This is a genomic window from Streptomyces sp. NPDC053542 (assembly GCF_044544685.1).
GTDB lineage: Bacteria > Actinomycetota > Actinomycetes > Streptomycetales > Streptomycetaceae > Streptomyces.
Genome location: NZ_JBITXL010000014.1, coordinates 17,772 through 30,545, shown reverse-complemented (window position 1 = coordinate 30,545; position 12,774 = coordinate 17,772). Strand labels below are relative to the sequence as shown.

The following is a 12,774-nucleotide window of genomic DNA, read 5'->3' as shown; positions in this document are numbered from 1 at the left end:
GCAGGCCACTGTGCCGTGGCTGTGCCGAGCAGCCCGCCGTCCCCGTGGCTGTGCCGACCGGGTGGCCTTGCCGCGCCCGCGGCCTGTCAGGTCGCACCCGGCCACCCGGCGTGCCGAAGATGCACCGTGATCTTCGGCAACCGGCTCCGCAGGAGCGCTCCCACACCCCGCCCCAGGCCCGGCCTCCGCACCGCACTGGCCCTCCTGGCCGCCGCCTCCCTGGGCGCGGCAGCCCTGCCCGCCGTACCGGACGCCGCCGCGACACCACCACCGCCCGGCCGACCCGCCACCCCCGCCGAGCAGCGCGTCGACGCACACCTGGACGCCATCCGGCACCACCCGCGGGAACTCCGGGCCTTCATGCGGGCCCTGCCCAAGGGCGGCGACCTGCACCACCACCTCACCGGCGCGGCCTCCACCGAACTGCTCGTCCGGCTCGCCGCGCAGGACGGCCTGTGCATCGACCGGACCGACACGGCCCAGCCGCCCCCCTGCCGCCCCGGCACCCGGCCCGCCGCCGACACCCGCACCGACCCCGCCTTCCGGCAGCGGCTCATCCGCGCCTGGTCGATGCAGGACCTGCCGCCCGGCACATCCGGCCACGATCACTTCTTCGCCGCCTTCGACAAATTCGACGCGGTCGTCAAGCGGCACCCCGGCGAGCTGCTGGCCGACGTGGCCGGCACGACCGCCGAGAACCACCAGTCGTACCTGGAGACCATGATCAGCCCGGCCTCGGCCGCCGTGCACCGCCTGGCCGCCGGCGTCCGGTACGACACCGACCCGGCCCGGATGCACCGCGCGCTGCTGGCCGACGGCAAGCTGGACCGAGTCGTGCGCGACGCCCGGCGGGAGGCCGACCGGACCACGGCCGTCTTCCGCCGCACGGCCCACTGCGGCACCCGCACCCCGGCGCCCGGCTGCCGCGTGACCGTCCGCTTCATCTCCCAGGCCATCCGGGCCGAGGCTCCCCAGCAGGTCTTCGCCCAGCTCGCGCTCGGCATGCGGCTGGCCGAACGCGACCGGCGGTTCGTCGCCGTGAACCTCGTCGCACCGGAGGACGGCGAAGTCGCCCTGCGCGACTACCGGCTCCACATGCGGATGCTCGACCACCTGCACGGCGTCTACCCCCGCGCCCACATCACCCTGCACGCCGGCGAACTCACCCCCGGCCTGGTCAAACCCGCCGACCTGCGCTTCCACATCCGCGAAGCCGTACACACCGGCCACGCCGAACGCATCGGCCACGGAGTCGACCTGGCACACGAGGACGGCGCCGACGAGCTGCTGCGCACCATGGCCCAGCACGGCATCGCCCTCGAATCGCCGCTGACGAGCAACGCCCAGATCCTCGGCGTCAGCGGGGCCGACCACCCCTTCCCGCGCTACCGCCGGGCCGGCGTACCGGTCACGCTCGCCACCGACGACCCCGGTATCTCCCGCACCGACATCAGCCACGAATACCAGCGCGCCGCGACCACGTACCACCTCAGCTACCCCGAGCTGAAGGACCTCGCCCGCACCTCCCTCGAGGAAGCCTTCCTGCCCGGCCCCGGCCGCCACGACCGCGCCGCCGGCTCCCCGGCCACCGGCCTCAAGGCGCGCCTGCAGTGGCGGCTGGAGAGTGCCTTCCACCGCTTCGAGCAGCGCGTACTGCGCGGGACGAGCTGAAACCCGTGCACCCGCCCTCCGCCTCCCCGACACCCGTCCCTCTGAAGCCCGTCCCCGGCCCCCGCGGCCTGCCCCTCCTCGGCAACCTCCCCGCCTTCGGCAGGGACCCGCTGGGCTTCCTCGTACGGCTGCGTGACGAGTACGGCGACGCGGTGACCTGGTCCCTCGGGCCGCGGCGCAGCCTGTTCCTCTTCCACCCCACGCACATCGCCGAATTCCTCGCCGCCCGAGAGCGCACCTTCGAGCTCCTCGAGATCGGCTGGGCGTTCAAGCAGCTCACCGGGCAGAGCCTCATCCTCAGCAAGGGCAGCGACTGGCGCCGCAAACGGTCCCTGGTCCAGCCCACCGTCCGCCCGCGCCAGGTCCGCGGCTACGCCGCCGCCATGGTCGAGTGCGCCCAGGCCGCGGCCGGACAGTGGCAGAACGGCGACCGCATCGACGTACGCCACGAGATGGCGCTGCTCACCCAGCGCATCGTCCTGCGCACCCTGTTCGGCAACGACCTCGGCGACCGCACCCGGGCGCTCGGCGAGGCCATGGCCGTCGCCGAACACGGCATCGGCGCCGAACTGCGGAACGGGACCCTCTTCCTGCCGGGCTGGATCCGCACCCGGGGCCGGCGCCGCCTGCTCCGGGCCATCGCCACCATCGACGCCGAAGTGCACCGGCTGATCCGTGCGCGGCAGCAGCACGGCGACACCGAGGACCGCGACGACCTGCTCAGCAGACTCCTGGCGGCCCGCGACGAAGAAGGCCGGCCGCTGACCGCCCAGGAGGTGCGCGACGAGGCCGCCACCCTCTGGGCCGCCGGACACGAGACCACGTCCACGGCCCTGACCTGGACCTGGTACCTGCTGTCGCGCTCACCGGAGGCCCGCGAACGGCTCACCGCCGAACTCGACGAGGTCCTCGCCGGGCGCCCGCCCACCATCGACGACTACGACCGGCTGCCGTGGACCCGGCAGATCATCAAGGAGGCCCTCCGCCTCTACCCGCCCGCCTGGCTCATCCCCGCCGTCGCCCGCGACGGCGCCACCCTCGCCGGCACCCGCATCCCCGCCGGCACCGTCGTGTGGTGCAGCCAGTGGACCACCCACCGCGACCCGCGGTGGTTCCCCGAACCCGCCCGCTTCCGCCCCGAACGCTGGGACCCCGAAGCACCCGACCCCGTACCGGACCACGCGTGGTACCCCTTCGGCGGCGGCCCGCGCACCTGCCTCGGCGCCCGCTTCGCACAGGTCGAGGCCGCGCTCCTGCTCGCCACCCTCGCCCAGCACTGCCACCTCGACGTCACCCCCGCAGGCCCGGACCCCCGCGTCGGCCTGCTCCTCCAGCCGCCGGAGCCCCTGCACGCGACCGTGCGGTACGCATAGCGTTCGGGACGGCCGCGAAGCGCTCGGACAGGCCGAGAAAGCCCGGGAAGGCCGGGGGAAAGAGCTCGGGAAGGCCGGGAAAAGGGCTCACCACCGCTTCCCGGCCACCACCCCGACCGTCACGAGGGCCAGAACCACCCACGCGAACCAGAGCCAGCCACTGCTGCCGACCGCCACCGTGTACGCCGTGGCCAGGATCAGCCCGCCCACCGTGCACCCTGCCATCGCCTTAGCCGATCCGGGCATCCTGGCACCCTCCTCACGGCGGCCCGTACCGGGATATGCCACGGGCCGCGGCCTTGGGGACATGTTCCCCGGCCGCGGCCCGCACCGCCAGCTTTCGTCGGATTCCGCGCCGTCCGTCCGGCCAACGGACGGAGCCGGGGCCTCAGCCCTGACCGCGCGCGTTCAGCGACGCGAGGTAGGCGTTGTACGCCGCCAGCTCCTTGTCGCCGTCCCGGTCCGCCTGCCGGTCCTTACGTACCGACTGCCGCTTCTCCGTCGTGTACCACTGGAAGACCAGCGCGATCAGCACCAGCACCGACGGGATCTCACTGAACGCCCAGGCGATGCCGCCCGCCGCCTGCTGGTCCGCGAGCGCGTCCACCCCCAGCGAGGCCGGCGGGTGCTGGAACGTCTTGATCATCGTCTCCGACGCCATCATCAGCGCGATGCCGAAGAACGCGTGGAACGGCATCCCCGCGAACAGCTCCAGCATCCGCATCACATAGCCGGGCCGGTGCGGACCCGGGTCCACACCCATGATCGGCCAGAAGAACACCAGACCCACGGCCAGGAAGTGCACCATCATCGCGATGTGCCCGGTCCGCGACTCCATCAGGAAGTCGAAGAGCGGCGTGAAGTACAGCGCGTACAGGCTCGCGATGAAGAGCGGAATCGTGAACGCCGGGTGCGTGATGATCCGCATGTACCGGCTGTGCAGCAGCGCCACCAGCAGCTCACGCGGGCCCTTGCGGCCGCGGCCCGCGGTCGGCAGCGCCCGCAGCGTCAGCGTCACCGGCGCGCCGAGCAGCAGCAGGATCGGCGACAGCATGCTGATCACCATGTGCTGCACCATGTGCACGCTGAACATGGCCATGCCGTAATCGTTCAGCTTCGTGCACATCACCAGGGCGACCGTCAGCACACCCACGACCCAGGCCACGATCCGGCTCACCGGCCAGCTGTCACCGCGCCGCCGCAGCCGCAGCACGGCCCAGCCGTACAGCGCCAGCCCCAGCAGGCATCCGACGAGGAAGAACGCGTCGCCGCCGAACTCCAGCCCGCGCCCCAGCGTGAACGGCGGCAGATCCATCATCATGCCGTGCCCGCTGTGATCCATCCGCTCGCTCCTGATTCGCACCAATGCTCCGCGACCAGCCTAGAGCCGCCCCCGGCACGCACGGTGACCGGGGGCGGCTCGTACGAGGGGCAACTACCTGTACGAGTGGGCGAGCGGGTTAGAGGACGGTCTCCACCTCCGCGTACCGGTCGCCCGGTACGGTCTTCAGCGTCTCGACGGCCTCCGCCAGCGGCACCAGCGTGATGTCCGTACCGTGCAGCGCGGTCATCATCCCGAAGTCGCCGCGGTGCGCCGCCTCCACCGCGTGCCACCCGAAGCGGGTCGCGAGCACGCGGTCGTACGCGGTCGGGGTCCCGCCGCGCTGGACGTGGCCCAGGATCACCGCACGGGCCTCCTTGCCGAGCCGGCCCTCCAGCTCGACGGCCAGCTGCCGGGCGACGCCGGCGAACCGCTCGTGCCCGTACATGTCCTTGCCGCCGACCTCGAAGTCCATCGAGCCCGCGCGCGGCTTCGCGCCCTCCGCCACCACGACGATGGCGAACTTCTTGCCCGCGTCGAACCGGGCCGCGACCCGCTCGCTCAGCTCGTCGATGTCGAAGGGGCGCTCGGGGACGACGATGGCGTGCGCACCGGCCGCCATGCCCGAGTGCAGCGCGATCCAGCCGGTGTGCCGGCCCATGACCTCGACGATCAGCACCCGCTGGTGCGACTCGGCGGTCGTCTTGAGCCGGTCCAGCGCCTCGGTGGCCACGCCGACCGCCGTATCGAACCCGAAGGTCAGATCGGTCGACGCGATGTCGTTGTCGATGGTCTTCGGCACGCCGACGATCGGCAGGCCGGCGTCCGACAGCAGCCGGGCCGCCTTGAGCGTGCCCTCGCCGCCGATCGGGATGATCGCGTCCAGACCGAGGTCGGCGACGTGCCCGCGGGCCCGCTCGACGCCGTCCCGCAGGTGGGCCGGCTGTACGCGGGAGGAGCCGAGGATGGTGCCGCCACGGGCCAGGATGCCGCCCACCGCGTCCAGGTCGAGCTTGCGGTAGTCGCACTCCAGCAGGCCGCGCCAGCCGTCGACGAAGCCGATGACGTCATCGCCGTGGTCGGCGACGGCACGGTGGACGACGGAGCGGATGACGGCGTTCAGACCGGGGCAGTCGCCTCCGGAGGTGAGTACACCAATACGCATTACTCGTAGAAACCTCTGCAGCTCAACCGGATGACCGGACCCCGTCGTCCGGTTGGATGCGCACACCCTACAAGCGCGGCGCGCCCCTCCGCGGCGCCTGCCCGCACTACGGGAATCCGCCCCCTCACATGCGCCAATCCCGGCCACACTTGAGCGCACCGAACTGGCCCGGACAAGCCCCTCGGACACCCCTCCCGGTCCTGGACACCTCTCCCGTTCCGGGCACCACTTCGCCCCCTGAATCGTTCCCCAATACAAGGGGGGCCCAGAAGACGAAACGTCACCTCGGGCCTCTCACGGGCCCTCTTTATCTGGAGCTCCTCCGGGATCCCTCTTTCCACACGCCCCACGCCCCACCCCGGGCACGCAAAGCCCCCCTCGCCCGTTGACACGGCAAGGGGGGCCTCGCGCCGAAACGTTGCTTTACGGCTCGCTCTACGTCTCGCTTTGCGTCTCGCGCCTCACGCCGGCTGCGTAGCCGCCGCGATCCGCTCCTGGCGCAGCGCCTCGTACCAGTGGTCGCTCACCGGCGGCAGCGCGTTGACGTCCAGCGCCAGCTTGATCAGCAGGTCGGCGATGTGCGGGTTACGGGCCATCACCGGGCCGTGCATGTACGTACCGAAGACGGTGTCGTTCCACGCGCCCTCGTAGCCGTCGCCCACGCCGTTGCCGTTGCCGAACCGTACCTTCGCGAACGGGCGGGCGGTCTGCCCGAGGTGGGTGACGCCCTGGTGGTTCTCGAAGCCGGTCAGCGGCGGGAGGTTCAGCTCCGGGTCGATGTCGGCGAGTACGTCACCGACGCACCGCTCGCCCTCGCCGCGGGTGCTCACCACGTCCAGCAGCCCGAGCCCCTGCTCGCGCTCGCCCAGGTCGTTGATGAACTCATGGCCGAGGATCTGGTACCCGGCGCAGACCGAGAAGACGATCGCGCCGTTGGCGACCGCCCGATTCAGGCCGCCGTCCCGGCGCAGCCGCTCGGCGGCCAGCCGCTGCGGCCGGTCCTCGCCGCCGCCGATCAGGTAGATGTCGCCCGAGGTGGGGATCTGCTGGTCGGAGCGGACGTCCAGGCGCTGGACGTCCAGCCGACGCTGCCGCGCCCGGCGCTCCACCACCAGTGCGTTGCCCTGGTCCCCGTACGTGCTCAGCAGGTCCGGGTAGATCCACACCAGACGCAGGCTGTTGTCACTCATGCTCGCTCGTCCTTGTCCGTTGCGGATCGGGTCAGTTGCCCACGCGGCGGCGCAGGTCCTGGAAGGCGGTGTAGTTGGCGATGACCTCGATACGGCCGGGCGGTGCCTTCCGTACGGCCTCGTCGACGTTCTCGCACACCTGGAAGTCCAGGCCCGCGACCTCCAGCCGGACCGCGAGGTCCAGCTTGCGGTCGCCGATCACGAAGATCGGGTGGCCGGCGAGCCGGGTGTAGTCGACGTCCCAGAGCCAGGAGGTGTCCGTACCGTCGGCGCCGCGCGCGTTGACGGACAGGATCACCGGCGTCGGCGGCGGGTCGATCAGCGAGAACGTCTCCAGCCAGCCGGCCGGGTTCTTCGCCAGCAGCAGCCGCAGCTCGCGGTCCATGAAGGAGACCACGTCGTACCGGCCCGCGACCGCCTGGACCTCGTACATCCGCTCCAGGGCCACCTGCGGGGGCACGCCGAAGGCCGCGGCCACCGCGGCCGAGGTCGTGGCGTTCGCCTTGTTCGCGCGGCCGGGCAGCTGCAGCTTGATCGGCCAGGCCGAACCGTGCGGGTCCAGTACGTGGTCGCCGGAGAGCGCCCAGCTCGGCGTCGGGCGGCGGAAGCCGCACTCGCCGCAGAACCAGTCGTCGCCCGGACGCTGCATGACACCGCCGCAGGACGGGCACGACCAGGCGTCGTCCTTCCACTCCTGGCCCGCCGCGACCCATACGACGTTGGCGGACGAGGAGGCCGCCCAGACGATCAGCGGGTCGTCGGCGTTGGCGACGACGAGCGCCTTGGAACCGGCCAGCCCCTCGCGCCACTTCTCCGCCAGCATGCGGGTCTCGGCGGCGCGGTCGAGCTGGTCACGCGAAAGGTTGAGCAGCGCGATGGCCTTGGGGGTGACGTCCCGGGCAACGCCCGCGAGGTACTTCTCGTCGACCTCGATGACGCCGTACTTCGCGTCCGAACCCCCGGCCAGCGCCGAGGTGATGCCGGCCGGCATGTTCGCGCCGAGCGCGTTGGAGACCACCGGGCCGCTGGCCCGCAGCGCCTCCGCGATCAGCCGCGTCGTGGTGGTCTTGCCGTTGGTCGCGGACACCAGGACCACGTCCAGGTGCTGGGCGAGCCGGGCCAGCAGGTCGGGGTCGAGCCGGAGCGCGACCTTGCCACCGATCACCGATCCGCTGCCGCGGCCCACCGCGCGCGACGCCGCCGCCGCGGCCCTGCCCGCCGTCACGGCCAGCTTGGCCCGCGGCGACAGCGGGTCCGTGTTGCCTGCCATCGTCCTAGATCCTCCTTGCATCCGGCGCCCTCCTGCCCCCGAGGCCGCCGGTGGAACGCCCCTCCGTACCGGCCCGGCCGGCCGGGAGGCTGTGGTTGGGGATCAGCCTATCGATTTCCGCGCCGGGGCCCGAACCAGACCACCCGTGAGAGGGCACCCGGGTCCCGCACAAGCGACGTACCGGACGGGTCGGCGGCCATCGGTCGCGGGGGCCGGAACGGTGCTGCTCAGCGGCCGGAACGTACTCTTGCCCCCATGCGACACCGCACCATCCCCGGCAGTTCCGGCCGCGTCCGCCCCATGCGGCTGCTCGGCGATCCCGTCCTGCACGCGCCGTGCGAGGAGATCACCGACTTCGGGCCGGAGCTGGCCCGGCTGGTGGAGGACATGTTCGCGACGATGTACGCGGCGCGGGGTGTCGGCCTCGCCGCGAATCAGATCGGCGTCGCGCGGCGGGTGTTCGTGTACGACTGCCCGGACGACGAGGACGTCCGCCACCTCGGGCACGTGGTCAACCCCCGGCTCGTGGCGGTGGACGGCGAGGTCTTGCGCGGCCCCGAGGGGTGCCTGTCGCTGCCGGGGATCGAGTCCGGTACGCCGCGCCACGACGAGGCGGTGGTCGAGGGCGTCACGCTGGACGGGGAGCCGTGCCGGATCTCCGGTACCGGCTTCTTCGCCCGCTGCCTGCAGCACGAGTGCGACCACCTGGACGGCGGCCTGTACGTCGACCACCTCACCGGCCTGCGCCGCCGCCGCGCACTGCGGGCGGCGGCCAGGGCGCCGTGGGCGGCGGGGCGCGCGTAGCGGGAAAGCGGGAATCGCGGGCGGATCGGGCACCACAGCTGCCACTGGAGCGTTCCCCGGTACAAGGGGGGCCCAGGAGGCGAAACGTCACCTCCAGCCCCAGGGCTCGGCCCAGCCCCTGGGACCCCGTCCCTGGAGCCCCGTCCCTGGAGCCCCGTCCCTAGAACCCCGGTCCGCCCGGGCGGTCGCCCGCTGCCGCGAGGCGGCCCCACAGCAGGTCCGCGAGATGCTGTACCAATTGCGCCCGCGAACACGGCTGCTCGCGCAGCCACCAGTCGCCGGCCGCGTGCATCATCCCGACGATGCCGTGGCCCCACACCCGCGCCAGCTCGTCGCCGACCGGTCCCAGGTCCACCCGCTCGGCGATGACCTGCGCCAGCTCCTCGCCCATCCGCCGCAGCAGGGGAGCGGAGTGCCGCCCGACGTCGAAGCCGCTGTCCGGCGTCTGCCCCTCGTCCGACGGATGCATCAGGAAGCGGTAGACCTGCGGCCGGGCCTCGATGGCCGCGAGGTAGGTGTCGAGCGTCGCCTCGACCCGGTCCCGGCGCGGTACGGGGGAGTCCAGCGCGGCCCGCAGGCCGGCGAGGAGGGCGTCGGTGTGGCGTACGGCGAGTGCGCGGTACAGGCCGCCCTTGTCGCCGAAGTGCCGGTACAGGATCGGCTTGGTGATCCCGGCCTCGGCCGCGATCGCGTTCATCGACGCCTCGGGGCCGTCGCGGAGCACCACGCGGTCCGCGGCCTCCAGCAGCTCGCGTCGTCGGCGCTCACTGGCCGTACGGCGGCTCTCCTGTGTCATTTCCATCGTCCGGCTCCCCGCCCTGTGTGACTTCGTGCTGTTCGCGCAACGTAACACCCTGTCCAAGGGAGGGGAGATATCGGTCGCTGAGGTTGACATGCTTACTCGTGAGTAACAGACTGCTGTTACCGCAAGTAACGCACTGCTGGAGGGGTCATGGCCGAGTTCATCATGGAACTCAACGACGAGCAGAAGGAAGTCCGGGACTGGATCCATGGATTCGCCGCGGACGTCATGCGCCCCGCCGCCGCCGAGTGGGACGAGCGCGAGGAGACCCCCTGGCCGGTGATCCAGGAAGCGGCCAAGATCGGGATCTACTCGCTCGACTTCTACGCGCAGCAGTACTTCGACCCCACGGGCCTCGGCATCCCCATGGCCATGGAGGAGCTCTTCTGGGGCGACGCGGGCATCGCCCTCTCGATCGTCGGCACCGGCCTCGCCGCGGTCGGCGTCCTCGCCAACGGCACCGAGGAGCAGATCGGCACCTGGATCCCGCAGATGTACGGCGACGTGAACGACGTCAAGGTCGCCGCCTTCTGCTCCTCCGAGCCCGACGCCGGCTCCGACGTCGCCTCGATGCGCACGCGTGCCGTGTACGACGAGGCCAAGGACGAGTGGGTGCTGAACGGCACCAAGACCTGGGCGACCAACGGCGGCATCGCCAACGTCCATGTCGTCGTCGCGGTCGTCGACCCGGAGCTGGGCTCCAAGGGCCACGCCTCCTTCATCATCCCGCCGGATACCCCTGGCCTCTCCCAGGGCCAGAAGTTCCAGAAGCACGGCATCCGCGCCTCGCACACCGCCGAGGTCGTCCTCGACAACGTCCGCGTCCCCGGCAGCTGCCTGCTCGGCGGCAAGGAGAAGCTGGACGAGCGGCTGGCCCGCGCCCGTGAGCGCGCCAAGGCCGGCGGCGGCGAGCGCGTGAAGAACGCCGCGATGGCCACCTTCGAGGCGTCCCGCCCGGCGGTCGGCGCGATGGCGGTCGGCACCGCACGCGCCGCGTACGAGGAGGCCCTCGAGTACGCCAAGACCCGCGAGCAGTTCGGCCGCCCGATCATCGATAACCAGGGCGTGGCCTTCCAGCTCGCTGACATGCGTACGTCGATCGACGCGGCCCGGCTGCTGGTCTGGCGCGCGTCCTGGATGGCCGTGAACGGCAAGCCGTTCACCGCGGCCGAGGGCTCGCAGTCCAAGCTCTTCGCGAGTGAGACCGCGAAGAAGGTCACGGGCCAGGCCATCCAGATCCTCGGCGGCAACGGCTTCACCCGCGAGTACCCGGTGGAGCGCATGCACCGCGACGCCGCGATCTACACGATCTTCGAGGGCACGAGCGAGATCCAGCGACTGGTGATCGCGCGGACGCTGGCGGGGATGCCGATCCGCTGACGCTGCTCGCAGCTCGCAACGGGCCGGAACACACAGTGTGTTCCGGCCCGTTGCGCTGCGCGGGCCACCCTGATCGGATCACCCGCATGGACACGACTCCACCGGACTGGGACCACTGCGGGATCGGGGCGACTTCGGACGATCCGCTCGGATGCAGGGGCGTACGGGCCGATGCGGGCCGGTGCCTGGCACACCTCGAACCCGCCGATCGTGAGGCGTACTTGGCGGGGCTGCGGCCCGGCGCGGATCTCGACTGCCGTGGGGTGACGCTCGACGCGGAGCTGGTCAGGGACCTGCTGGCGCGGCTGCGCGGTGACGATGGCCGTCCGGTGTGCGGGGAGGCGCTGTTCTCGCACGCGCGGTTCACGGAGGATACGGATTTCTCGCGCGTACGGTTCGACGGCGAGGGCGTCTTCGAGGGGGCGCGTTTCGAGGCGTCGGTGGTCTTCGACGGCGTGCGTTTCGAGCGGGGTGGCTGGTTCGGCGGCGCGTCGTTCGCGGGGCTTGCGGTATTCGGTGGCGTACGGTTCGCAGAAAACGCCGGATTCGAGGGCGCGGAATTTCGCGATCAGGCATGGTTCGGTGGCGCCCATTTCGACGGTCGGGCGTGGTTCGCGGAGACGGTTTTCCACGGTGACGCGGAATTCTTCCAAGCGGTTTTCGCCGGTGGCTGGATGGGCCCGCTCATCTGTCATGGAACGCTCGTACTGTACGAGGCGGAATTCCGTAACACCCTGCGGATATCCGTCATGGCGGCGCGAATCGATGCCCGTTCCGCGCGTTTAGAGGGTGCCGTGGCACTGCGCGCGCGATGGGCAACGGTCGATCTCACCAATGCCGTCCTAATGTTCCCGAGTTCCGTGGCGACCGACCTGTCCACGCCCCGCCACCCCGCCGAGGAAGCGCTCTCGGCCGCTCATGAAATCGACGTGTCGATCGCCTCGATTCGCGGGGTCGACGCCTCGATGCTGTTGCTCAGCGACGTGGACCTGACCCGCTGCCGTTTCTCCGGCGCGCACCACCTCGACCAGCTGAGATTCGAGGGGAAATGGCGGCTCTCCGCCGCTCCCAAAGGCGTCCGGTGGAGCCGGGGAATTCCCCGCTGGTGCACCAAGCGCCAGATCATCGAGGAAGAGCGGCAATGGCGTACGCTGCCCCGTCGCCGCCATCCGGCGCGGCACGCCTGGGGTGATCCGCCGGAATCGCCGGACAGCGTACCGGGGCTTGCCACGCTCACCACGACCTACCGCCAGCTCCGCAAAGCCCGCGAGGACGCGAAGGACGAGCCGGGCGCCGCAGATTTCTATTACGGCGAAATGGAGATGCGCCGGTACAGCTTCGGGTGGCGCAAGGCGGAACGCTGGCTGCTGCAGGCGTACTGGCTGCTCTCCGGGTACGGGTTGCGCGCCTCCCGCGCCCTCCTCGGGCTCGTTCTCGCGATGGCGGCCACGGTCCTGCTGATGATGGCGTTCGGGCTGCCGGACACGCCCGCGCGCCCGTACCCCGCGAGCGCCGGTGTCCTCGGGAAGCAGCACCCGCGGCTCCAGCGGCCCTTCCTGGAGCGGTTCACGGGGGAGCGCGCCGAGAAGGCCGCCGACGTGGTCCTCCACTCCGTGGTCTTCCGCGCCACCGGCCAGGGCCTGACCACCGCCGGTACGTACATCGAGATGGCGTCCCGCCTCTCCGAGCCGGCCCTGCTCGGCCTCGCCGTGCTCGCCGTTCGCGGCCGCATCAAGCGCGGCTGATCCTCCAGAGCCGCCCAGCTCCCGACTTTCGGCACATTCCACGCCCTCCCCGG

At 71.5% G+C, this 12,774-nt stretch carries 11 protein-coding genes; 5 read left to right on the top strand and 6 right to left on the bottom strand.

Features of this window, described 5'->3' with window-relative positions; all coding sequences use genetic code 11:
• Nucleotides 1-126 precede the first annotated feature (126 nt).
• Entirely contained in the window at nucleotides 127-1,671 is a 1,545-nt protein-coding gene (locus ACIGXO_RS31770) for an adenosine deaminase (protein ID WP_399793793.1), read from the top strand.
• 5 nt (nucleotides 1,672-1,676) lie between these two features.
• Nucleotides 1,677-3,044, top strand: coding sequence for a cytochrome P450 (locus ACIGXO_RS31765; RefSeq protein WP_399793791.1), 1,368 nt, complete (start codon nucleotides 1,677-1,679; stop codon nucleotides 3,042-3,044).
• Between the two features lie 87 nt (nucleotides 3,045-3,131).
• Here ACIGXO_RS31765 and ACIGXO_RS31760 read toward each other — a convergent pair whose 3' ends face one another.
• The 5 genes from ACIGXO_RS31760 to ACIGXO_RS31740 all read right to left on the bottom strand — a co-directional run bounded on the left by ACIGXO_RS31760 (nucleotide 3,132) and on the right by ACIGXO_RS31740 (nucleotide 7,990).
• Nucleotides 3,132-3,290, bottom strand: a complete 159-nt coding sequence (locus ACIGXO_RS31760) for a hypothetical protein (protein ID WP_030257823.1) — start codon at nucleotides 3,288-3,290, stop codon at nucleotides 3,132-3,134.
• 142 nt (nucleotides 3,291-3,432) lie between these two features.
• Nucleotides 3,433-4,386, bottom strand: coding sequence for a cytochrome c oxidase assembly protein (locus ACIGXO_RS31755; protein WP_399793789.1), 954 nt, complete (start codon nucleotides 4,384-4,386; stop codon nucleotides 3,433-3,435).
• 118 nt (nucleotides 4,387-4,504) lie between these two features.
• Nucleotides 4,505-5,530 (bottom strand): 6-phosphofructokinase, encoded by a 1,026-nt coding sequence (locus ACIGXO_RS31750; RefSeq protein ID WP_399793787.1) that lies wholly within the window; start codon nucleotides 5,528-5,530, stop codon nucleotides 4,505-4,507.
• Nucleotides 5,531-5,991: 461 nt separating this feature from the next.
• The gene (locus ACIGXO_RS31745; protein ID WP_031057724.1) at nucleotides 5,992-6,720 is read right to left on the bottom strand and encodes a type 1 glutamine amidotransferase; all 729 of its coding nucleotides are present in this window, start codon (nucleotides 6,718-6,720) and stop codon (nucleotides 5,992-5,994) included.
• Nucleotides 6,721-6,751: 31 nt separating this feature from the next.
• On the bottom strand, nucleotides 6,752-7,990 hold the full coding sequence (locus ACIGXO_RS31740; RefSeq protein ID WP_030257815.1) for a MurT ligase domain-containing protein: 1,239 nt from the start codon (nucleotides 7,988-7,990) through the stop codon (nucleotides 6,752-6,754).
• 255 nt (nucleotides 7,991-8,245) lie between these two features.
• On the opposite strand from ACIGXO_RS31740, the gene def reads away from it, so the two are divergent.
• Nucleotides 8,246-8,794: a peptide deformylase gene (def, locus tag ACIGXO_RS31735; protein WP_399793785.1), complete on the top strand. Its 549-nt coding sequence runs from the start codon at nucleotides 8,246-8,248 to the stop codon at nucleotides 8,792-8,794.
• 160 nt (nucleotides 8,795-8,954) lie between these two features.
• Here the strand turns inward: def and ACIGXO_RS31730 are convergent, their stop codons facing one another.
• Nucleotides 8,955-9,596, bottom strand: a complete 642-nt coding sequence (locus ACIGXO_RS31730; protein ID WP_223734609.1) for a TetR family transcriptional regulator — start codon at nucleotides 9,594-9,596, stop codon at nucleotides 8,955-8,957.
• A gap of 150 nt (nucleotides 9,597-9,746) precedes the next feature.
• Here ACIGXO_RS31730 and ACIGXO_RS31725 point away from each other — a divergent pair, with 150 nt between their 5' ends.
• Nucleotides 9,747-10,976, top strand: a complete 1,230-nt coding sequence (locus ACIGXO_RS31725; protein WP_223734608.1) for an acyl-CoA dehydrogenase family protein — start codon at nucleotides 9,747-9,749, stop codon at nucleotides 10,974-10,976.
• Between the two features lie 263 nt (nucleotides 10,977-11,239).
• On the top strand, nucleotides 11,240-12,721 hold the full coding sequence (locus ACIGXO_RS31720) for a pentapeptide repeat-containing protein (RefSeq protein WP_399793782.1): 1,482 nt from the start codon (nucleotides 11,240-11,242) through the stop codon (nucleotides 12,719-12,721).
• Nucleotides 12,722-12,774 lie beyond the last annotated feature (53 nt).

Coding starts and splice junctions, on each gene's coding strand:
- ACIGXO_RS31740 (WP_030257815.1), bottom strand. CDS start 7,990: ATGGCAGGCAACACGGACCCGCTGTCGCCGCGGGCCAAGCTGGCCGTG.
- ACIGXO_RS31745 (WP_031057724.1), bottom strand. CDS start 6,720: ATGAGTGACAACAGCCTGCGTCTGGTGTGGATCTACCCGGACCTGCTG.
- ACIGXO_RS31755 (WP_399793789.1), bottom strand. CDS start 4,386: ATGGATCACAGCGGGCACGGCATGATGATGGATCTGCCGCCGTTCACG.
- ACIGXO_RS31750 (WP_399793787.1), bottom strand. CDS start 5,530: ATGCGTATTGGTGTACTCACCTCCGGAGGCGACTGCCCCGGTCTGAAC.
- ACIGXO_RS31725 (WP_223734608.1), top strand. CDS start 9,747: ATGGCCGAGTTCATCATGGAACTCAACGACGAGCAGAAGGAAGTCCGG.
- ACIGXO_RS31760 (WP_030257823.1), bottom strand. CDS start 3,290: ATGCCCGGATCGGCTAAGGCGATGGCAGGGTGCACGGTGGGCGGGCTG.
- ACIGXO_RS31730 (WP_223734609.1), bottom strand. CDS start 9,596: ATGGAAATGACACAGGAGAGCCGCCGTACGGCCAGTGAGCGCCGACGA.
- def (WP_399793785.1), top strand. CDS start 8,246: ATGCGACACCGCACCATCCCCGGCAGTTCCGGCCGCGTCCGCCCCATG.